At 71.3% G+C, this 21,735-nt stretch carries 16 protein-coding genes and 1 pseudogene; 14 read left to right on the top strand and 3 right to left on the bottom strand.

From position 1 onward, the window contains the following. Positions 1 to 6 precede the first annotated feature (6 nt). Positions 7 to 1,212: a low temperature requirement protein A gene (locus ABZU74_RS14350; RefSeq protein WP_355422896.1), complete on the bottom strand. Its 1,206-nt coding sequence runs from the start codon at positions 1,210 to 1,212 to the stop codon at positions 7 to 9. A gap of 113 nt (positions 1,213 to 1,325) precedes the next feature. Here ABZU74_RS14350 and dnaG point away from each other — a divergent pair. Both dnaG and ABZU74_RS14340 read left to right on the top strand, forming a co-directional pair. Beyond that, positions 1,326 to 3,228, top strand: a pseudogene (gene dnaG / locus ABZU74_RS14345) (DNA primase). Continuing rightward, the gene (locus tag ABZU74_RS14340; RefSeq protein WP_355422893.1) at positions 3,229 to 3,765 is read left to right on the top strand and encodes a hypothetical protein; all 537 of its coding nucleotides are present in this window, start codon (positions 3,229 to 3,231) and stop codon (positions 3,763 to 3,765) included. Between the two features lie 9 nt (positions 3,766 to 3,774). Here ABZU74_RS14340 and ABZU74_RS14335 read toward each other — a convergent pair whose 3' ends face one another. Then, the gene (locus ABZU74_RS14335) at positions 3,775 to 4,794 is read right to left on the bottom strand and encodes a TAXI family TRAP transporter solute-binding subunit (protein ID WP_355422890.1); all 1,020 of its coding nucleotides are present in this window, start codon (positions 4,792 to 4,794) and stop codon (positions 3,775 to 3,777) included. Continuing rightward, a complete protein-coding gene (locus ABZU74_RS14330) occupies positions 4,791 to 7,202 on the bottom strand; it encodes a TRAP transporter fused permease subunit (RefSeq protein ID WP_355422887.1) in 2,412 nt (803 codons plus the stop codon). Before ABZU74_RS14330 ends, ABZU74_RS14335 begins: the two co-directional genes overlap by 4 nt. Positions 7,203 to 7,337: 135 nt before the next feature. Between ABZU74_RS14330 and ABZU74_RS14325 the strand changes: the two genes are divergently transcribed. From ABZU74_RS14325 to ABZU74_RS14270, 12 genes are all read left to right on the top strand, one after another. After that, entirely contained in the window at positions 7,338 to 8,270 is a 933-nt protein-coding gene (locus tag ABZU74_RS14325; protein ID WP_355422884.1) for an ABC transporter ATP-binding protein, read from the top strand. Positions 8,271 to 8,559: 289 nt separating this feature from the next. Beyond that, the gene (locus ABZU74_RS14320; RefSeq protein ID WP_355422881.1) at positions 8,560 to 9,348 is read left to right on the top strand and encodes an ABC transporter permease; all 789 of its coding nucleotides are present in this window, start codon (positions 8,560 to 8,562) and stop codon (positions 9,346 to 9,348) included. Between the two features lie 22 nt (positions 9,349 to 9,370). Next, complete coding sequence (locus ABZU74_RS14315; RefSeq protein WP_355422878.1) at positions 9,371 to 10,180, top strand: ABC transporter permease; 810 nt, start codon at positions 9,371 to 9,373, stop codon at positions 10,178 to 10,180. Between the two features lie 64 nt (positions 10,181 to 10,244). Beyond that, complete coding sequence (locus ABZU74_RS14310; protein WP_355422875.1) at positions 10,245 to 11,270, top strand: YihY/virulence factor BrkB family protein; 1,026 nt, start codon at positions 10,245 to 10,247, stop codon at positions 11,268 to 11,270. Between the two features lie 290 nt (positions 11,271 to 11,560). Beyond that, positions 11,561 to 12,739 carry an ROK family protein gene (locus ABZU74_RS14305; protein WP_196919229.1) on the top strand — a complete coding sequence of 393 codons (1,179 nt, stop codon included), beginning with the start codon at positions 11,561 to 11,563 and terminating at the stop codon, positions 12,737 to 12,739. A 133-nt stretch (positions 12,740 to 12,872) separates the two neighbouring features. Continuing rightward, positions 12,873 to 14,381, top strand: coding sequence for a sugar ABC transporter ATP-binding protein (locus ABZU74_RS14300; RefSeq protein ID WP_355422935.1), 1,509 nt, complete (start codon positions 12,873 to 12,875; stop codon positions 14,379 to 14,381). Next, a complete protein-coding gene (locus tag ABZU74_RS14295) occupies positions 14,378 to 15,505 on the top strand; it encodes an ABC transporter permease (protein ID WP_355422872.1) in 1,128 nt (375 codons plus the stop codon). Before ABZU74_RS14300 ends, ABZU74_RS14295 begins: the two co-directional genes overlap by 4 nt. 97 nt (positions 15,506 to 15,602) lie before the next feature. Continuing rightward, a complete protein-coding gene (locus tag ABZU74_RS14290; protein ID WP_355422869.1) occupies positions 15,603 to 16,655 on the top strand; it encodes a substrate-binding domain-containing protein in 1,053 nt (350 codons plus the stop codon). A 21-nt stretch (positions 16,656 to 16,676) separates the two neighbouring features. After that, positions 16,677 to 17,885 carry a Gfo/Idh/MocA family oxidoreductase gene (locus ABZU74_RS14285; protein WP_355422866.1) on the top strand — a complete coding sequence of 403 codons (1,209 nt, stop codon included), beginning with the start codon at positions 16,677 to 16,679 and terminating at the stop codon, positions 17,883 to 17,885. Between the two features lie 638 nt (positions 17,886 to 18,523). Further along, a complete protein-coding gene (locus ABZU74_RS14280) occupies positions 18,524 to 19,687 on the top strand; it encodes an inositol-3-phosphate synthase (RefSeq protein ID WP_355422863.1) in 1,164 nt (387 codons plus the stop codon). Continuing rightward, a complete protein-coding gene (locus tag ABZU74_RS14275) occupies positions 19,671 to 20,618 on the top strand; it encodes an SCO3242 family prenyltransferase (protein ID WP_355422860.1) in 948 nt (315 codons plus the stop codon). Before ABZU74_RS14280 ends, ABZU74_RS14275 begins: the two co-directional genes overlap by 17 nt. Beyond that, complete coding sequence (locus ABZU74_RS14270; RefSeq protein ID WP_355422857.1) at positions 20,615 to 21,709, top strand: sugar phosphate isomerase/epimerase family protein; 1,095 nt, start codon at positions 20,615 to 20,617, stop codon at positions 21,707 to 21,709. The genes ABZU74_RS14275 and ABZU74_RS14270 overlap by 4 nt, the downstream gene beginning before the upstream one ends. The last annotated feature ends 26 nt before the right edge of the window (positions 21,710 to 21,735 follow it).

Below are 21,735 nucleotides of genomic sequence, written 5' to 3'. Positions count from 1 at the left end.
CGCCGGTCATCCCTCGGGCGTGTTCATCTCCTCGCCGGCCCGGGCGAGCCGTCGGCTGAGCAGTACGGCGTACCCGACCACCGCCAGGGAGAGCAGCGCCAGCATCAGCCTGGGCTGGTGCACCGTCGAGCTGATCAGGCTGACCGAGACCACCCCGTAGGCGGCGATCGCCAACCGGGCGGCGCTCGGTCGGGTCCACAGCCAGTACAGGGCGAGCCCGCAGGCGGTCCACACCACCATCGAGGCGCCCAGCAGCAGCCGCAGTTCCAGCGGCAGGCGGTTCGCGTTGTCGTCGACCAGCCGGACCACCTGCCCGAGGGACCAACCGAGCAGCAGCAGCGCACCGCCGAGCGGAATGTGCAGGTAGCTGTACGCCTGCCCGCCACGTAACCGCCGCTGGGTCAGGCGGGTGGTGACGAACGTGGTGTAGACCCACCAGACGGCCGCCGGGATCAGGAAGGCCAACGCGGCGGTGAGGATCATGTGTGGCGGGGGATGGTCCGGCACCGCGAAGAGCAGGCTGGCCAGTGCGCTACCCAGCACGATGATGGTGAACTGTCCGATCCGTTCCGGCAGGTGCCGGTTGTCCACCGGCCAGCGGTTGAGCCAGCGCACTCCGACCCAGGGCGTGGCCAGTTCGATGACCATCGCGACCACCCACAGCACCGGGCGCAGTTCGGTGGGCACGGTCAGCGACACCAGCCAGATCAACCAGCCCGACCCGAAGCCGATCAGGTAGACAGTCGTCACCATCCGGGCCATCGGACTGGTGGGGCGGGCGCGCAGGTACAGCAGGAGCAGCACGCCCCGCACGATCAGGTACCCGACCGGCAGCAGCACGCTCTCCGGCACCTCGTCGACCCCGAGCGTCATCGCGCCCGCGCCGACCAACGCGACAAGCACCAGCACCCGGTGCAGCGTGTCGTCGGGATCGAACCGGGTGTCGTAGTAGACCTGCCCGATCCAGGCCCACTGGATCACCACGAAGAGCCCGATCACGGCCAGCACTTCCGCCGGCGACGGGGTCGGTTCGTTACCCAGCCGGGCCACCACGGCCGCCAACGCGTACACGAAGATGAGGTCGAGGAAGAGCTCCAACCAGGTGGCATGCCGGTGGCCGGCCTCGTCTGCCTGCGGGCTCTGCCCGGGTAGCCCCATCCGAGCGGCCAGCCATCTCGGCAGGCGGGGGGCTTCGGTCCGTACCCGGCGCATCTGGTCATGGTCCCCGTGCGGACCCGGCCGGCGGGCCGGAACCGCCCAGCTGGCAGCGGCCGCCGCCACACCGGCGTCCCCCGGCCGGCGGGTCGTCGGTCCGGCAGGGCAGGATGTACGGCGAGGGGGTGGCGCATGGCTGGGCGGATCCGGGACGAGGACATCGCACTGGTCCGGGAACGCACCTCGATCGGGGATGTGATCTCCGAGACGGTCACCCTGAAGTCCGCCGGCGGAGGCAACCTCAAGGGCCTGTGCCCGTTCCACGACGAGAAGAGTCCGTCGTTCAACGTGTCCCCGGCCCGCAACGTCTGGTACTGCTTCGGCTGCGGGGCCGGCGGCGACGCGATCAAGTTCCTGATGGACGCCGACCACCTCAGCTTCGTGGAGTCCGTCGAGCGGCTGGCCGGCCGCGCCGGCATCCAACTGCGCTACATCGAAGACGACAAGGGCACCCCGCGACCCCGCCCGCAGCAGGGTCAGCGGCAACGTCTGGTCGCCGCGCACGCCGCCGCCGTCGAGTTCTACCGGGCGCAACTGAGCACCGCCGGCGCCCGGCCGGCACGGGAGTTCCTGGCGCGACGGGGCTTCGACCGGGCCGCCGCCGAGCGCTACGGCTGTGGGTTCGCGCCGGAGGGTTGGGACCTGCTCACCAAGCACCTGCGCCAGCAGGGCTTCACCCACCAGGAGCTGGTCACCGCCGGGCTGTCCCGGGAGGCCCGCTCCGGTTCCCTGATCGACAGGTTCCGCCGCCGGTTGCTCTGGCCGATCCGCGACCTCGCCGGTGACGTGATCGGCTTCGGCGCGCGCAAGCTCTTCGACGACGACGACGGCCCGAAGTACCTGAACACCCCCGAGACGCCGATCTACAAGAAGTCACACGTGCTCTACGGCATCGACCAGGCCAAACGGGAGATCGCCAAGCAGGGGCGGGCGGTGATCGTCGAGGGTTACACCGACGTGATGGCCTGTCACCTGGCCGGGGTGACCACGGCCGTGGCGACCTGCGGCACCGCCTTCGCCGCGGACCACATCTCCGTCCTGCGGCGGCTCCTGTTCGACAGCGACGAGGTGGCCGGCGAGATCATCTTCACCTTCGACGGCGACGCCGCCGGGCAGAAGGCCGCGCTGCGCGCCTTCGAAGACGATCAGCGGTTCGTCGGGCGCACCTTCATCGCGGTCAGCCCGGACAACATGGACCCGTGCGATCTGCGGCTGGCCAAGGGCGACCTGGCGGTGCGTGACCTGGTCGCCCGGCGCGAGCCGCTCGTCGACTTCGCGCTGCGACACGTGATCGGCCGCTTCGACCTGGACACCGTGGACGGCCGGGTCGAGGCGATGCGCCACGCCGCACCACTGGTCGCGCGACTCAAGGACCGGGAAAAGCGCCCGGAGTACGTTCGCAAGCTCGCCATGGACCTCGGCATGGAGATCGAGCCGGTGCAGCGGGCGGTGCTCGCCGCCGGCAACACCGCGCCGACCGGCGCCCGCGACGCCGCCCCCGCCGCCCGGCCCACCTCGGCCCGGCCCGCGCCGGCGGTGGACAGCCCGCAGTCCATGGTCGAGCGGGAGGCGCTCAAGCTCGCCCTCCAGCAGCCGGTCCTGGCCGGGCCGATGTTCGACGCGGTCGAGGCCACCGAATACCGCCACCCGGTGCACGTCGCTGTGCGTGCCGCAATCGCGGCGGCCGGTGGTGCCGCGTCGGCGACCGGCGGCGCGGTCTGGATCGAGTCGGTCCGCGACGCCTGCGACGACCTGGCGGCTGCGGCGCTGGTCGGCGAGCTGGCCGTCGAACCACTGCGGATCGACGGCGAACCGGACCCACGCTACGTGTCGATCACCATGGCCCGGGTGCAGTTCGGGTCGGTGACCGCCCGGGTCCGGGACCTCAAGTCACGCATCCAGCGAATCAACCCGGTCAACAACAAGGACGAGTACTTCGCCGCCTTCGGTGAGCTGCTGTCCCTTGAGCAGCACGCCCGAGCGCTGCGCGAGCAGGCCGCGGGAGGCCTCTAGATGGGACTGTTCAGCCGCAAGCCGAAGCTGCCGCCGGCCGACCGTCCGCCGCTGACCGCCGACGAGCGGGTGCTGGCCTGGGCCGCCGCCGGCAACGGCGAGGGCGACGGGGTGGTGGTCGCCACCAACCTCGGGCTGTGGCTGCCCGGTCGGGGGCACCGGCTCGGTTGGCACACCATCCTCAAGGCGGTCTGGTCCGGCCGGGAGTTGACAGTCACCCCCGCCGAACCGGTCGTCGAGCGGGACGCCTACACGGTGGTCGCCGACGGTCCGGCCGAGACGTACCTGCTGCTCGACCCGGGGGAGCTGCCGCACCAGGTGCGTGCCCGGGTGACCCGCTCGGTCGCGTACACCGAGCACCAGCCGGTGCCCGGCGGCGCGGCGCGGATCGCGGCCCGGCGCGTGGCCGGGGTCGACGGTCTGACCTGGACGGTCCGACTCGACCCCGGCACTCCGGCGGACGACGAGGCACTGCTCGCCGAGACCGACCGGCTGGTCGGCGTGGCGCGCGCGGCCACCGCGCCGGACGACGTTTGACCGGCCGGGTCAGTTCGCCCCGAGGTCGTTCAGCGCCTTCTCGGCACCGCGGTGCAGCGGCACCGGCAGGGTCCTGCGGGCCCTCTCCAGCGAGATCCCCTTGGCCGCCGGGTTGGCCTGGGCCAGGGCGTCGCGCTTGTCGAACACGGTCCGGGTGATCGCGCAGGCGACGTTGGCGTCCAGGTCCTTGCGGACCAACAGAACGTTGGGCACGACGATGGTCGGGGTGTCGGTCGCCGTCCGGTACACGTCCCGCCCGATCGTGCCTTCCTGGTAGCCGGGGCTCAGCGCGGCCATCTTCGGCAGCAGCGGCGCGAGGTTGACGAACTTCACCGTGTCGCGGGCAGTGGTGAACAGGTCGGTGAGGCCCCCGGTGGGCAGACCGCCGGACCAGAAGAAGCCGTCGACACTGCCGTCCTTGATCCCCTCGACCGTCTTGGTCAGGTCCAGTCGCTGCGCCCGGATGTCCTTGGCCGGGTCGAGGCCCGCGGCCTCCAAAAGCCGGTTGGCGATCACCTCGGTGCCGGACTTCGGTGAGCCGGTGGAGATCCGCTTGCCCCGCATGTCGGCCACCGAGGTGATCCCGGAGTCGTTGCGGACCACTACCTGGGTGTAGTTGTCGTAGATGCGGGTCAGCGCCTGCACCGGCTGCGGCGCGGTGAAGCTGCCCTTGCCCTCGACCGCGTTGACCGCCGTGTCGAAGAGCGAGAACGCCACGTCGTACTGGCCGCCGACGAGTTGCTCGACGTTCTGCACCGACGCGCCGGTCTCGGCGGCGGTGCCGGTGAGCTTGCCGCCGGTCGCCCCGGACAACTGCCCGGCCAGGGCGTTGCCCACCACGTAGTAGACGCCCGTCGCGTTGCCGGTGGCGATGCCGACGCGGGTCTCCCGGGTCACCTCGCAGGTCACCTCGCTGGCCGCGTCGTCAGTGGCCGCACCGCCCTTCTGACCTCCGCACCCCGCGGCCCCGACAGCGACGAGGGCGAGCACGCTCAGGCCCGCCGCGAGCCGTACGTCGATTCGTCTCACAGTTGTTCCTCCACAGGATTGGCTGGTGATCCGGACGATGACCGGCCGGCGGCTCCACGTCGGACGAACACACCCGCCGCAGCGACGACGGCCAGCACCACGCCGACCGTGACCGGCACGGGTTCGAGCCAGAGCAGTGTGACGCCGGCGACAGCACCCAGCACCCGTTCCGGTGCGCCGGCCGGCCCCACGCCGGGCAACCAGCCACCGGCGGCGACCGCGAGCACCGCCACGCTGAGCGCGGTGACCACGGCGGCGAAGGCCATCCGCTGGACGCCACCGATGCCGAGCAGACCGAGCCCGGCCGGCGTGATGACGAACGCGATCGGAGTCAGGTACGCCGGCAGCGCGTACCGCAGGGTCTGCCACATGGTCGGCACCAGCCGGCCGCCGGTGACCGCGGCGGCGGCCACCGCGGCGAGCGCGGTCGGTGGGGACACCTCGGACAGCACCGCGAAGTAGAAGACGAACATCGCCGCCGCCGGAGCGGTGACGCCCAGGTCGAGCAGGGCCGGACCGACGATCACCCAACCGATCACGAACGACGCGGTGACCGGCACGGCCAGACCCAGCAGGGTGAGCGCGACGGCGGCGAGCAGCGCGGTGAGCACCAGCACCAGCGTCGGGTCCGAGGTGGCCGCCTGCGCCCCGCCGATCAGCAGCGCCGCCGCCTGCGGCCCGAGGCCGGTCTTCGTGGTGGTCGCCGTGATGATGCCGGCGGCGGCGCAGACCGCGGTGACGGCGAGGACGCCGCGTACGCCGGTGACGAGCGCGGTCACCAGCCGGCCCGGGGTGAGCCGGTGCGCGCGGTCCAGGAAGGACAACGCGACGGCGAGCACGATGGCGAAGACGACAGCCCTCGTCGCGGACACGCCGACCGCGAGGAAGACGATGATGGCGATCAGCGAGGCGAAGTGGTAGCCGAACCGGGCCAGCAGACGCCAGGGCGAGCCCACGTCGATCACCACTGGGCGTACGCCGGAGCGGCGAGCGTCGATCTCCACGGCCAGCAGGATGCCGAGGTAGTAGAGCACCGTCGGCACCGTCGCCCAGCCCAGCACCTGCAGGTATGAGACGCCCAGGTACTCGGCGATGATGAACGCCGCCGCGCCCAACGTGGGCGGGGAGAGGATGGCGCCCACCCCCGCCGCGGCCAGCATGCCGCCGGCCCGCTCCGGCGGGTAGCCGGCGCGGCGCAGCAGCGGCCACGTGACAGCGCCGATGCTCACCGTCGTGGCCGCGCCGGAGCCGGAGACGGTGCCGAGCAGGAAACCGGAGGCCACCGCCGTCCGGCCGGCGGCGGTACGCGAACGCCGGAACGCCGCAGCCGACAGTTCGACGAAGAACCGCCCGGCCCCGGACAGCTCCAGCACCGCGCCGTAGATGGTGAACAGCACGATGTACGAGGCGGCCACGTCGAGTGGTGTGCCGTAGAAGCCGCTGTCGGAGTTGTAGAACGCGTCGACCAGTTGACGGAAGTCGAGCCCGGCGTGCGCGACCGGCCAGGTCTGCGGCAGCAACCCGCCGTAGTAGCCGTAGCCGAGGAACACCAGGCAGACCGCGGGCAGGATCCAACCCGTGGTGCGTCGACACGCTTCGAGCAGCAGGAGCAGCAGGACGGTGCCCAGCACCAGGTCCGTCGTCGCCAGCAGACCCTGCCTGTCGAGGAACGCGTTGTAGCCGCCGCCACCGCTGCCGATCCGGATCGGCAGGACGGGGTAGAGACAGGCCGCGACCGCCAGGGCGACCAGAACCCAGTCGGTCACGGTCGGACCCGTCGACGCCGGCGCCTGGATGGGCCGGTCGCTGTTGTCCGCGCTTCCGGCTCGCCGTCTGCGTAGCCGGGCCGGCAGCCGCAGGTCGGCCGGGTAGGCGAGGAAGACCAGCGGGAGTACGCCGGCCAGGAAGATGATCAGGTAATACTTGCTGCCCTGCGACAGGGGGCGGAACACCTGCCACAGGGCGAGAGCGCCGATTGCCAGCGCCGCGGTGGTGAGGAGCAGACCCGCCGGCCCGGAGAGCATCCGTCCCGGTTTCTCGTCCTCGAACTGGGCGGCCAGGTCCCGAATCGCCGGCTCGGCGACGCCAGGCCCGATCGGGTCGGGCTCGGTCGGGTCGGGTTTCCTTGCGTCGGGCCTGGTCGGGTCGGGCTTGCTCGCGTCGGGCCCGGTCGGGTGGGGCTCGGTCGCGTCGGGTCCGCTCGGGTGGGGCTTGCTCGCGTCGGGCTCGGTCGCGAGGGTGGTGGGGTTGGGCGGGTGGGTGCGGCCGGGTTCGCCGGGCTTCGTCGGCTCGGCTTCCGGTCGTGGTCGGGGTGGCCCGCCGTCGGGCCTTCCTGCGGACCCACCGGCGGGAGAGTTGGCTGGTCGGGCAGGTGACGACGAACCATCGGGCGCGCTGATGGGCGACACGACAGGACGATACACGTCGATTGGCCGACGGGTGGGGCATCGACCGGCGTTTCGTCGCCAGTGGTCGGGGTGACCGGCGGGGCGCGGCGCGTATTTGCGTGGAGGGCTGTCGGACCTGGCGGTTAGGGTCGGGCGGTGACTTCGGGGCGACCACTGATTCAGGCTCGCGGGCTGGTGAAGCGGTTCGGTGATTTCACCGCCGTGGACGGCATCGACGTCGAGGTGCGCCCGGGTGAGGCGTTCGGCTTCCTCGGGCCAAACGGAGCGGGCAAGTCGTCCACCATGCGGATGGTCGGCTGCATCTCCCCACCCAGCGGGGGTGAGCTGCGCATCCTCGACATGGATCCGGTGGCTGACGGGCCGGCGATCCGGGCGCGCCTCGGGGTGTGCCCCCAGCTCGACAATCTCGATCCGGAGCTGACCGTCCGGGAAAACCTCACCGTCTACGCCCGTTACTTCGGCATCTCCCGCCGGGCGGCCCGGGAGCGCGCCGCCGAGCTGCTCGACTTCGTCCAACTCACTGAGCGGGCCGACAGCAAGGTCGAGCCGCTCTCGGGTGGCATGAAGCGCCGGCTGACCATCGCCCGCGCGCTGGTGAACGATCCGGAGATCGTGCTGCTCGACGAACCGACCACCGGGCTGGACCCGCAGGCCCGGCACCTGGTGTGGGAGCGGCTGTTCCGGCTCAAGCAGCAGGGCGTCACGCTTGTGCTCACCACGCACTACATGGACGAGGCCGAGCAGCTCTGCGACCGCCTGGTGGTGATGGACGGCGGCCGGATCGTCGCGGAGGGCTCACCCCGGGCGTTGATCGAGCAACATTCGACCCGTGAGGTGGTCGAGCTGCGCTTCGCCGCCGAGTCGCAGGAGCCATTCGCCGGCAAGCTCGACGGGCTGGGGGAGCGGGTCGAGGTGTTGCCCGACCGGGTCCTGCTCTATGTGCCCGACGGCGACGCGGCGGTCGCCGAGGTTGCCGCGTTGGGGCTCCAGCCGGCGAACGTGCTGGTCCGGCGCAGCGGCCTGGAGGACGTCTTCCTGCACCTGACCGGCCGCACCCTGGTCGACTGACCGTCGGGGGAGCGGCGTTGGCGGCTTGGCCCGCGACAATGCCGGCATACCACCCGGGCTCCGCGAAGATCCACTCGGCTTCCTGGAAGTCGGGGTGATACGGCGGGGCGGACAGCCCGATTTCCTGAAACCCGAGTCGATCATGCTCGGCGAGGGCGCGGAGCTCGCCGACGGCGGCGGCGAAACCCGGGCGACACGTCGGCGGGGTCGTCGTAGGGTGACCGGCGGTCTGTCGTACCCGGGGGGTAGACAGGTCGTCGTGACCGGCGCGGCAGGGCGGGGTGGTCGGGTGAGTGTGGCGGGATCGGCGCGGTTCCCCTGGGTGCCGGCGTACGCGGTGTTCGAGCACTACCTGGTGGGTTTGCGACGCACCTGGCGGGCCGGGGTGTTCTCCTCGTTCCTCCTGCCGGTGCTTACCGTTCTCGGGTTCGGGCTGGGCGTCGGCGCCTACATCGACCAGGGCGTCGGCGGGGTGCGTTACCTCGACTGGCTGGTCCCCGGGCTGATCGCCTCGACCGCCCTCCAGGTGACCGTCGGTGACTCGACCTGGCCGGTGTTCAGCAACTTCCAGTGGGTCAAGACCTACTTCGCCCAGGGCGCGTCACCGCTGCGGGTGGGTGACATCGTGGCCGGGCACCTGGCCTTCGTGCTGTTCCGGGTGCTCACCACGATCGTGGCGTTCCTGCTGGTCACCGGGCTGTTCGGGGCTCTGCGGTCACCGTGGGCGGTGGCCACCCTGCCGGTGGTGGCGTTGCTCGGGCTGGCCGTCGCCGCGCCGACCTTCGCGTACGCCGCGTCGGTGTCGAGCGACAGTTGGCTCGCGATGCTCTTCCGGTTCGCTGTCATCCCGATGACGCTCTTCGCCGGGGTGTTCTTTCCGGTCGAGTCGTTGCCCGACGCGCTGCGCTGGCTGGCGTACGCGACGCCGTTGTGGCACGCCGTGGACCTGTGCCGCGCGGCCACGCTCGGCGTCGCCCCACAGTGGTCGATCGTCGGGCACCTGCTCTACCTGACCGCCTGGGCGGTCGCCGGCTGGTTGCTGGCGGTGCGGGCGTTCCGTCGCAAGCTCGTCGTCTGAACACCATGCAGAGAGGGGTGTCGTGGTCACGCTGATCCTGCCCCGGCTGGTCGACGTCTCCGCCGCGTCCCGGCGGTCGGCGTCGGTGGTCGGGCGCAACGTCGCGGCGCTGAAGTCGGTCTACTGGCTGCTGCTGCTCTCCGGCTTCGTGGAGCCGCTGCTCTACCTGCTCTCCATCGGGGTGGGCGTCGGCGCGCTCATCGGCGACCTGCCGCTGCCCGACGGGCGGCTGGTCTCGTACGCCGAGTTCGTGGCCCCGGCGATGCTCGCCTCCTCGGCGATGACCGGGGCGCTCGCGGAGACCACCTTCAACTTCTTCGGCAAGATGAAGTACATGAAGCTGTACGACGGGATGATCGCCACCCCGGTACGGCCGTTCGAGATCGCGGTGGGCGAGTTGGGTTGGGCGATGCTGCGGGGCAGCGCCTACTCGGCGGCGTTCCTCGGGGTGATGGTCGCCCTGGACCTGACAAGCGTCGCCCGCGCGCTGACCGCCCTCCCGGCCGCGGTGCTGGTCGGGTTCGCGTTCGGGGCGCTCGGCATGGCGATCTCCACCTTGATGCGCAGCTGGCAGGATTTTGACCTGATGGGCTCCGCACAGTTCACGCTCTTCCTCTTCTCCGGCACCTTCGTGCCGGCGCAGGCCTATCCGACAGTGCTGCACTGGCTCGTCGAGATCACCCCGCTGTACCGCGCGGTGCACCTGATCCGCGGCGTCACGCTGGGCGGTGGTGGCTGGCTCTGGCTGCTCGACGTGCTCTACCTGCTGGCGATGGTGGTGCTCGGCCTGCTGGTGGCTTCCCGGCGAATGGCGAGGTTGCTCTACAAGTAGGGGTTATTCGCGCCGGTCGACGGGGCATGTCCGGAGGTGACACCGCCGACCAGGAGGAGGGGCGATGGCCTCGGACGAGTCTTCCGCCCATCGGGAGCGTGAGCGCGACCCCGCCACCACGCCCGTTGGGCCCGACGCGGGCCCGGACAGCCCCACCGACCTGCCCGGCAGTGGGTGGAAGGCGGCGTTGCGCCGGACGATCACCGAGTTCCAGGACGACAGCCTGACCGACTGGGCGGCGGCACTCACCTACTACGGGGTGCTGTCCATCTTCCCCGGCGTGCTGGTGCTGATTTCCCTGCTCGGCCTGCTCGGTGAGAGCGCCACCCAGGGTGTCACGGACACCGTCAACCAGGCGGTGCCGGACGGCAGCATCCGGCAGATCATCACCGACGCGATCGGCACCGCGGACCGCAACGGTGGCCTCGCCAGCATTGCCGCGATCATCGGTCTGCTGGCGGCGTTCTGGTCGGCCTCCGGTTACATCGGCGCGTTCATGCGCGCCTCGAACACCATCTACGACGTGCCGGAGGGGCGGCCGATCTGGAAGACCCTGCCGATCCGACTCGGCGTGACCGCTGTGATCGGGGTGCTGCTGCTGGCCAGCGCGGTGATCGTGGTCTTCACCGGCCGGCTCGCCGAATCGGTGGGTGACGTGATCGGGGTCGGCTCGACGGCGGTGGCGGTGTGGGACGTCGCCAAGTGGCCGGTGCTGCTGATCCTGGTCAGCCTGATGTTCGCGATCCTGTACTGGGCCTCGCCGAACGCGCGGCACGGCGGCTTCCGCTGGGTCAGCCCGGGCGGGGTGCTGGCCGTGGTGATCTGGCTGGTGATCTCCGGCCTGTTCGCCTTCTACGTGAGCAACTTCGGTTCGTACAACAAGACGTACGGGACGCTGGCCGGGGTGATCATTTTCCTGATCTGGCTCTGGCTGAGCAACATCGCGATCCTGTTGGGGGCGGAGTTCGACGCGGAGTTGGAGCGCGGTCGCGCCATCTCGGCCGGCCACGCGGTGGACGACGAGCCGTACGTCGAGCTGCGCGACGACCGCAAGCTCCGCAAGAAGCGCAACTCCGCCGGCCGTCGCTGACGGCTCAGCGCCGACCGCCGGGCCGCCACGGCTCAGCGCCAATCGCCCCGCCACCGAGGATCGGCTGGCGGGGCGATTGCATGTCTGTCGATAAAACTGCGGGCGAGGGGGCGCGGGCCGTCCGTGATCCTTTCCTTGATCGACTAGTAGCTTTTGTTCTTTCGGACAAAAGTTGGTCTCGGAACGGTTGAAGCTCTGGACAGGCGGCGCTGAACGCTCTTACTGTGTCGGACACAACACATCGGCATTGCGTCGATGTGAACGCTGCCAATGAAGAGGGGGCTCCCCGGGTGCGGACCGTCGACCCCCTGCACGTGCGACTGTTGCGGTTGCTCCGCGACGAGGGCGCCGTGTCCCGGGCCGAGCTGGGCGACCGACTTCAGATGCCGCGTCCGCGCATGCTGGCCGAGCTGGATCGCCTGGTGGCGCTGGGTTACGTCGCCGAGGCGGGGCTCGCCGCATCCCGAGGTGGGCGTCGCTCGACGCTCGTCGAGTTGAACCCGAAGCTGCGCTTCGCCGCCGTCGACCTCGGCGCGAGTTCGATGGACGTCGAGGTGGTCAACGGCCGCCTCGAACCGGTGGCCCACTACGCCGAGGCAGCCGACATCCGCAACGGCCCGAAGGTGACCCTGCAACGGGTCAACGAGCTGCTGCACAAGGCCCGGGTCGACGGCGCGTACGAGCGACTGGACGCGGTAGGCATCGGCGTACCCGGCCCGGTCAGCTTCCGCGACGGCGTTCCGGTCTCACCACCGATCATGCCGGGCTGGGACCGGTTCCCCGTGCGTGAACTGCTCAGCCGGGAGCACGGCTGCCCGGCGGTGGTCGACAACGACGTCAACATCATGGCGATCGGCGAGCGGCACGGCGGGGTCGCCCATTCGGTGGACGACTTCCTCTTCGTGAAGATCGGCACCGGGATCGGGTGCGGCATCTACCTCACCGGCGAGGTCTACCGGGGCACCGACGGCTGTGCCGGCGACATCGGCCACATCCAGGTCGACTCGCACGGTCCGATGTGCTCGTGCGGCAACGTCGGCTGCCTGGAGGCGCTGTTCAGCGGTGCCGCACTCGCCAAGGACGCCGCAGCCGCCGCCCGCAGCGGGACGTCGCCGGCGCTGGCCGAGCGGCTGGCCCTGCGTGGCGTGGTGACCGCCCTGGACGTCGCCGAGGGCGCCGTCGAGGGTGACGTGACCTGCATCCAGTTGATCCGGGACGGCGGACGGCGGGTCGGCGGCGTGCTCGCCGGCCTGGTCAGCTTCACCAACCCGTCGATGATCGTGATCGGCGGTGGGCTGGCCCAGCTGGGTCACATCCTGCTCGCCGAGATCCGCAGTGTGGTCTACCGCCGGTCACTGCCGCTGGCCACCGGCAACCTTCCCGTCGTCCTGTCCGAGCTGGGCGGCCGTGCCGGTGTCACCGGCGCGGCGGTGCTCGCGAGCGACGTCGCCTTCGGGGAAGCCGCATGAAGCTGTTCGAGATTCCGTCGTGAGCGAGGAGGAGACTGTGGCCCTGCCCGAGGATGACCCCGCCACCGCGTCGGCCGAGGCCGTCGCCGAGGCGCCGCTGGTCGAGGCTCCTGCCGACACCGTCGCGGGCGAGGTGGTCCTGCGCCTCACCGATGTGGTGAAGACCTTCCCCGGCGTACGCGCGCTCGACGGCGTGCAGCTGGAGGTGCGTGCTGGTGAGGTGCACTGCCTGCTCGGGCAGAACGGCGCTGGCAAGTCCACCCTCATCAAGGTGCTGGCCGGGGTGCACCAACCGGATTCCGGCCTGGTGGAGTGGCGCGGTGAGCCGGCCACGTTCGCCAACCCGCAGGCCGCCATGAAGGCCGGCATCGCCACGATCTACCAGGAGCTCGACCTCGTCGAGGACCTGTCGGTGGCGGAGAACGCGTTCCTCGGGCACGAGTACCGCAGCTTCGGGTTCGTCCGGCGCGGCCGGATGGCCCGGCACACCCGGCAGATCCTCAGCCGGCTCGGCCACGGTGAGATTCCGCCGGGGCGGATGGTCCGGTCACTGCCGGCGGCCGGCAAGCAGATCGTCAGCATGGCGCGGGCGCTGTCGCACGAGGCCCGACTGATCATCATGGACGAGCCGAGCGCGGTGCTGGCCCACGACGAGGTCGGCAACCTGTTCCGGATCATCCGTGAGCTGACCGCGCAGGGCATCGCCGTCATCTACATCTCCCACCGGTTGGAGGAGATCCGCGAGATCGGCGACCGGGTCACCGTACTCAAGGACGGCCGGACCACGGCGGCGAACCTGCCGGCGCGCGACACCCCGACCCGTGACCTGGTGAGCCGGATGACCGGCCGCACCATCGAGTACGTCTTCCCGGACCGGCCGACCGACGACTCCGCGGGTGGCGACCTGCTCCAGGTGGAGGGGTTGACCCGCCCGGGCGAGTTCGCCGACGTCTCGCTGAGCGTGCGGGCCGGGGAGATCGTGGGCATCGCGGGCCTGGTCGGCTCCGGTCGTTCCGAACTGCTGGAGACGATCTACGGTGCTCGCCTCCCGGAGGCCGGCACGGTGCGGATGGACGGGAAGGTGCTGCGCCCCGGCGTCGGCGCGGCGGTTCGCGCCGGCATGGGAATGGCCCCGGAGGAACGCAAGAGCCAGGCGCTGCTGCTCGGCGAGCCGATCTACCGCAACGTCACGCTGGCCACCTTCGGCCGGTACGCGCGGCTCGGCTTCACCAACGCCGCCAAGGAACGCGCCGAGGCGGACCGGATCGCCGAGACTCTGGAGTTGCGGCCCCGGGACGTCGACCGGCCGGTACGCACGCTGTCCGGCGGCAACCAGCAGAAGGTGGTGGTCGGGCGGTGGCTGCTCGGCGGCACCAAGTTGCTGCTGCTCGACGAGCCGACCCGGGGCGTGGACGTGGGCGCCCGGGCCGAGCTCTACCAGGTCATCCGGGCATTGGCCGCTCAGGGCGTGGGGGTGCTGCTGGTCTCCAGCGAGGTGCCCGAGGTGCTGGGCCTGGCCGACCGGGTGCTGGTGATGCGGGAAGGGCGGGTCGTCCGCGAAGCCGCGGCCGGCGAACTCGACGAGAACACTGTGCTTGACCTCGTGATGGCGGGGTCCTTGATGGAAGGCGCACCGGCATGAGCGACGCGACTCCCACTCCCACTGCGACACCGGAGCGCCCGCAGCTTCCGGCGCAGTCGCCGCCGGTGGACCCGGCGGAGACGGCGGTGGCCAGCGACAAGGCAGGATCCGGGGGCAAGCTCTCCTGGTGGCGGGGTGACGGTGGCGACGGTGCCAAGCGCAACCTCGGTCTGATCGGGGTGCTGGCCGCGCTCATCGTGGTCGGCGCGGTCACCAAGCCCGACCTGTACGGCGACCCGAACTGGGTCTGGAACAACGTCCTGGCGATCCTCCAGTTGGCGTCGGTCGTCGGCGTGGTCACGGTCGGGATGACCTTCGTGATCATCGGTGGTGGCATCGACCTGTCGGTCGGCGCGATCGTCGCGCTGGCCGGGGTCTGGTGCACCACCGTGGCCACCCAGAGCTACGGCGCCGGCGGCATGATCTTCACCGCCCTGGTGGTCGGCATCTGCGTCGGCCTCGTCAACGGTGTGCTCATCTCGTACGGGCGGCTGGTCCCCTTCATCGCGACGCTCGCGATGCTGGTGGCCGCGCGTGGGCTCGCGGCATCGATCTCCAACAAGCAGACCCAGGTGTCGAGCAGCACCTTCATCAACGACATCGCGGCGCGCAAGGTGATCGGCATCCCGATCCTCGTCTACATCCTCGGCGCCGTCGTGCTGGCCGGTTGGGTGGTGCTCAACCGCACGACCTTCGGCCGGCGGACCATCGCCGTCGGTGGCAACCCGGAGGCGGCCCGGTTGGCCGGCATCAACGTCCGCCGCCACACCATGCTGCTCTACGCGCTCTCCGGTCTGTGCTGCGGCATCGCCGCCATCATGCTCACCTCGCAGGCAACCTCGGCGCAGGCGGCGATGGCCAACCTGTACGAGTTGGACGCGATCGCCGCGGCGATCATCGGCGGGACGTTGCTCAGCGGCGGCCGGGGCACCATTGTCGGCTCGCTGCTCGGCGTCATCATCTTCGCCACCATCACGAACCTCTTCGCCATCAACGGCCTCTCCATCGAGGCGCAGAACATGGTCAAGGGCGGCATCATCGTCGCCGCCGTCCTGGTCCAGCAGTTCCAGTTCAAGTCCGTCACTCGGCTCCTCGCGCGGAACAGGGTCACCACCGCAACCTGACGCACCGCACCGTTGTCCTGGCGACGTCGAGAAATTCGACGGTGGCCGGGCCTCGCACACCCTCACTAAGTCAAATCCCGCTCCCAGGAGGTCATTCATGACCCAGCACAGTCGCGACCTGTCGCGCCGCCGGTTGCTCTTCGGTGGAGCCGCAGTGGGCGCTGCCACCCTTCTCACCGCCTGCACCAGCAACGAGACCCCGGCCGCCAGCACCCAGACCAAGGCCGCCGGAGACAGTGAAGGCAACAACGCCCCGGGCAAGAAGGTGGTCATCGGCTTCTCCGCCCCGGCCGCCGACCACGGCTGGATGGGCGCGATCCACGCCAACGCCAAGGCGCAGGCCGCTGCCTACTCGGACGTGGAGTTCAAGGAGGTCGACGGCGGGTCGAACTCCGAGGCCCAGCGCTCCACGCTCGGCACCCTGATCGCCCAGAAGCCGGACATCATCGTCGTGCTGCCGCACGACGGCAAGGAGGTCAACGCCGTTGCCCTCCAGGCGATGCAGGCCGGCATCCCGATCGTGAACCTCGACCGGGCGTTCCCCGACGCGCTGGCCTCGCGGCTGGTCATCAAGGGTGACAACTACGGCATGGGCGTCTCGGCCGGGCACTTCATCGGCAAGCAGCTCAAGGCCAAGGGCGTCGCCAACCCGATCATCGGTGAGATCGCCGGTCTGGAGATCCCGCTGACCGTCGAGCGCAGCGCCGGCTTCGCGGCGGCGCTGGCGACCTACGGGTTCAAGGTGAACAACCGTCGCTCGGCCGAGTTCACCTCGGACAGCGGTCAGCGCGAGGCGTCCCAGCTGCTCCAGGCGCTGCCGAAGATCGACGCTATCTGGAACCACGACGACGACCAGGGCATCGGTGTCCTCGCGGCGGTCAAGCAGGCCAACCGGTCGGAGTTCTTCATGGTCGGCGGCGCGGGCTCCAAGCTCGCGATCGACGCGATCAAGGCCGACAACACCGTGCTGAAGGCCACTGTCACCTACAACCCGTCGATGGCCTCGTCGGCGGTCTCCCTCGCGCGGCTCATCGCGCAGGGCCGGGGCTTGGGCGACCTGACGGAGCTGCAGGTGCCCAAGGAAGTGACCCTGGCCTCGGAGACGATCACCAAGGAGAACGCGAGCAGCTACGACAAGCTCGGGTTCTGACATACCGGGGGGAGACCCACCTTGTCCACGACAGACAGAGAACTGCGGGTCGGCATGGTCGGCTACGCGTTCATGGGCGCCGCGCACTCGCAGGCGTGGCGCACCGTGAACCGCGTCTTCGACCTGCCGGCGCGAGCCCGGATGGCGTTGATCTGCGGCCGAGACACAGCGAAGGTGGCGGATGCCGCCGACACGCTCGGCTGGGATGCGTACACCACCGACTGGCGTGACCTGATCAACCGGGACGACATCGACGTCGTCGATATCTGCACCCCGGGCGACAGTCACGCCGAGATCGCTCTCGCCGCGTTGGCCGCCGGCAAGCACGTCCTGTGCGAGAAGCCGTTGGCCAACTCGGTGGAGGAGGCACGGGCGATGACCGCTGCGGCGGACGTCGCCCGGGCCACCGGAGTGCGGTCGATGTGCGGGTTCAACTACCGCCGGGTCCCCGCGGTCACGATGATGCGCCAGTTGGTCGCCGACGGACGGCTCGGGGTGATTCGACACGTCCGTGCGACGTACCTGCAGGACTGGATTGTGGACCCGCAGTTCCCGCTGGTCTGGCGGTTGCAGAAGGACAGGGCGGGCTCCGGCGCGCTCGGTGACATCGGGGCGCACATCATCGACCTGACCCAGTTCGTCACGGGCCAGCGGATCAGCGGCGTCAGCGCGGTCACCGAGACCTTCGTCAAGGAGCGGCCGTTGCCGGCCGAGTCGAGCGGTCTGGCGGCCACTGTGGACGGCCGCACCGCGCCCACCGGGACGGTCACCGTCGACGACGCCGCGGTCTTCGTGGCGCGGCTCGATGGTGGCGCCCTGGCCACGTACGAGGCGAGCCGGTTCGCGACCGGCCGTAAGAACGCGCTGCGGGTCGAGATCAACGGCTCGCTGGGCAGCGTGGTCTTCGACCTGGAGCGCCTCAACGAGCTGGAGTTCTACGACGCGACCCGCCCGGCTGTGGAGCAGGGCTTCAGCCGCATCCTGGTGACCGAGGGCGAGCACCCGTACATGTCGGCGTGGTGGCCCCCGGGCCACATCATCGGCTACGAGCACTCGTTCACGCACGAGATGCGCGACTTCATCGAGGCGGTCGCCACCGGTGTCGACCCGACTCCCTCCTTCGCCGACGCGTTGCAGGTCCAGCTGGTGCTGGACGCGGTGGCCCGTTCGGCGGAGCTCGGCTCTTCCTGGGCCGAGGTGGAACCGACGCTGACCGCGGCGGCTGTCTGACCATCGACCATCCGCGACGGCGGTGTTCGCACCGCCGTCGCCCGACCGGCTTTCCGAAGCCGACCGGCGAGGGACCAGCCACGGATTGCGCCCCGTGGTCGGGCCAGAGGTCGGCAGCGGAGAGCGTGCAGCCGGGCCCCACGGCCCGGTGGCGCACGAGCAGGACGGTCGTCCGGTGCGACCGGACCGGGATTCCCCGGCCGCACCGGAGGACCGCCACCACCGGTGACCTCCGGAGGACCTGATGACACCGCCCGCCGCTGCCCCCACCCGTATCGCACCCCCTCGCCGGTTCCCGGCGGGTCGTGGTTCGGTAGGTGTTCCGGTGCGCGCGGCGGCCTGAGACGCCCGGCCGGGGCGTGCCAACGCCCCGACCGGCGGATGCGGGGGAGGCAGGGTCGAGACGCCGACCCGACCCTGCCTACCAGCCCCGTCTGCTCGTACCTGCCGGGATCCGGTCCGTCGTCGTCGCCGCCGACGCCGACGTCGGAAGCCGGTGCTGTTCCGGTGCGGGACGGGCGGACGGGGCCCATCCACCCGGGCTATTTCCGAAACCGGGCCGTATCTTTCCGAAACATATTCTGATATTCCTATATTTAGCGGTACCGACGGTTCCTCGTGAATGGGGAAGGAGCACCATGCGAACAGGTGTCTGGCTGGTAGGGGCGCGCGGTTCCGTCGCGACCACCAGCATCGTCGGGGGGCTCGCGCTGCGGGCCGGCCTGGCTGGGCCCACCGGCTGCGTCACCGAGCTTCCCGAGCTGCGCGGCCCGGCCCTTCCCGCCTTCGCCGATCTGGTCTTCGGCGGACACGACCTCGCCACCACCCCGCTGTGCAAGCGCGCCGAGGCGCTGGCCGACGCCGGAGTCATCCCCTGGCGGCTGGTCGCCGCGCTCCGCGCCGAGCTGGGCGTGGTCGAGCAGGAGCTGCGCCCCGCGCCGGTCGGCGACACCCAGGCCGATCGGGCCGCCGCAGTGGTCCGCGATCTGACCAGCTTCCGCGAACGCCACCAGCTGGACCGGGTGGTGGTGGTCAACGTCTCCGCCACCGAGCCGGCCCCTCGACCACACCCTGGGCACGCCGATCCGGCCGCGCTGCGTGCCGCCCTCGACGGGCCGGACGAGGTGCTGCCGGTCAGCTCCCTCTACGCGTACGCGGCACTGTCGGCCGGCTGCCCGTACGTCGACTTCACCCCGTCCACCGGGCTGCGGCTGCCGGCGTTGGCCGCGCTGGCCGAGGAGGCCCGACTGCCGTACGCCGGGCATGACGGCAAGACCGGGGAGACCCTGGTCAAGTCGGTGCTCGCGCCGATGTTCGCGATGCGCAACCTGGCCGTGGGCTCCTGGTCCGGGGTCAACCTGCTCGGCGGTGGCGACGGCGCCACCCTCGCCGACCCGGCCGCCAACGCGGCGAAGGTGCAGAGCAAGCAGCGGGTGCTCGGCGAGACGCTGGGCTACGTCCCGCAGGGCGGCACCCGCATCGAGTACGTCGAGGAGCTGGGCGACTTCAAGACCGCCTGGGATCTGATCACCTTCAGCGGTTTCCTCGGCACCGGCATGCGGATGGAGTTCACCTGGCACGGCTGCGACTCCGCGCTGGCCGCGCCGCTGGTGCTCGACCTGGCCCGACTCACCGCCGCCGCGCACGCCGCCGGCCTGGTGGGGCCGCTGGCCGACCTGGGCTTCTTCTTCAAGGACCCGTTGGGCGCGCCCACCCACTCGCTGGGCGAGCAGTGGGCCCGGCTGACCGCCTTCACCCGGCAACTACACGGCGGGGACGGTGCCCATGACAACGTTGGCTGACCTCGCCGAGCTGGTCCGCGCTCCGGCGGCGCTCTCGGTGCCCGGTGACGTGATCGCCGGGGCCGCGGCGGCCGGCGCGTTGAGCCCGCGTACCCCTGCCCTGGCCGGCGCGTCGGTGCTGCTCTACTGGGCCGGCATGGCCGCCAACGACTGGGCCGACCGGCGCCTGGACGCCGAGGAGCGGCCCGAGCGGCCGATCCCGAGCGGGCGGGTCACCCCGGCCGCCGCTGTCGGTCTCGCGGCGGGCCTCACGGCCGCCGGCGTGGGCCTGGCCGCCGCCGTGGGCGGTCGCCGCGCCGTCGCCCTCGCCGTGCCGCTGGCCGCCACCATCTGGGGGTACGACCTGCTGGCCAAGAACACCGCAGCCGGCCCGGCCGTGATGGCCGCCTGCCGAGGGCTGGACGTGCTGCTCGGCGCGTCCGGTGGCCGGATGACCCGGGCGTTGCCGGCGGCGGCCACCGTCGCCGCGCACACCTGGACCGTCACCGCGCTGTCCCGTCGGGAGGTCAGCGGCGCCGACGCCACCCTGCCGATGCGTACCCTCGCCGGCACCGCGCTGGTCGCCGCCAGTGCCGCCGTCGCCGTGCCGGGCGCCCGACGCGCCGCGGACCGGGCCGGCGCCACCGACCGGGCCGGGACCGTCGACGCGGCCGGCGTGCGCGCGGGTCGCAGCCGCTCGGCCACGATCGCGGCGGCGCTGCCCGCAGTGCTGGCCGGCTGGTACGCGGCCCGCTACGGCGCGGCCCAGGCCGAGGTGGTCCGGGACCCGTCGGCCGGGCGGGTCCGCGCGGCCGTCGGCGCCGGGATCACCGGGTTGCCGGCCCTCCAGGGGGCCCTCACCGCGCGGGGTGGAGCAGGTCTGCTCGGGGTGGCCGTCGCGGCGGCCGCGCCGCTGGGGCGACGGCTGGCCCGGAAGGTCTCCCCGACATGAGCGTCCCCGAGCCCCGGGGCGGCGCGCCGGTCGCCGACGCCACCACGCTGCGCCTCGGCTACGGCACGAACGGCTTCGCCAACCACCGGCTCGACGACGCCCTCACCGTCATCGCCGATCTCGGCTACGACGGGGTGGCGCTCACCCTGGACCACGACCACCTGGACCCGTTCGCGCCCGGGCTCACCCGGCGGGTCGCCGCGGTCGGTCGACGGTTGGAGTCGCTGGGGCTGGCGGTGGTCATCGAGACCGGGGCCCGCTATCTGCTCGACCCGTGGCAGAAGCACGCCCCGACGTTGTTGCACGACGACCCGACCCGGCGGATCGAGTTCCTGCGCCGGGCCGTGCGGATCGGCGCCGACCTGGGCGCGGAGGCGGTCTCGTTCTGGGCCGGGGTCCGACCCGAGACGGTGTCACCGCAGTGCGCCTGGGACCGGCTGGTGGCCGGCTGCGCCACAGTTGTCGACGCGGCCGACGTCGCCGGCGTCACAGTCGGCTTCGAACCGGAGCCGGGCATGCTGGTGCAGGACATCGCGGACTGGCGTCGGCTGCACGCCGCGCTCGACAACCCGGCCCGCTTCGGCATCACCCTCGACATCGGCCACTGCCGGTGCCTGGAGCCCTGGCCGGTGCCGCAGTGCGTCGCCGAAGTGGCCGACCACCTGGTCAACGTGCAGATCGACGACATGCGCCGGGGCGTGCACGAGCACCTGGAGTTCGGCGTCGGCGAGATCGATTTCCCGCCGGTGCTGGCCGCGCTGCGCGACGCCGGGTACCGCGGCCTGGTCGCCGTCGAGCTGCCCCGGGACTCGCACGCCGCGCCCGCCGTGGCCGCCCGGTCGATCGAGTTCCTGCGCGCCGCCGCCGCGACGGCCACCGATCGCCACCCTGCCCGCAGCCTTTGCTCTGCACCCGCCGAGGCGCCAACGGCCGAGGGAACACCCGCCGCCGCGACATCCGCCAAGGCGACGGCCACTGAGGCGACATCCGCCGAGGCGACATCCGCCGAGGCGACATCCGCTGAGGCGACGACCGCCGAGGCGAAGACCACTGCGGCGAAGACCACCGAAGAGGCCCCGGTGCATATGTAGGTGCAGAGCAAAGGGTGGCGAGGCAC

It is taken from the genome of Micromonospora sp. NPDC005171 (genome assembly GCF_040608575.1).
Taxonomy (GTDB): domain Bacteria; phylum Actinomycetota; class Actinomycetes; order Mycobacteriales; family Micromonosporaceae; genus Micromonospora.
This window is presented reverse-complemented; position numbering and strand designations above follow the sequence as displayed.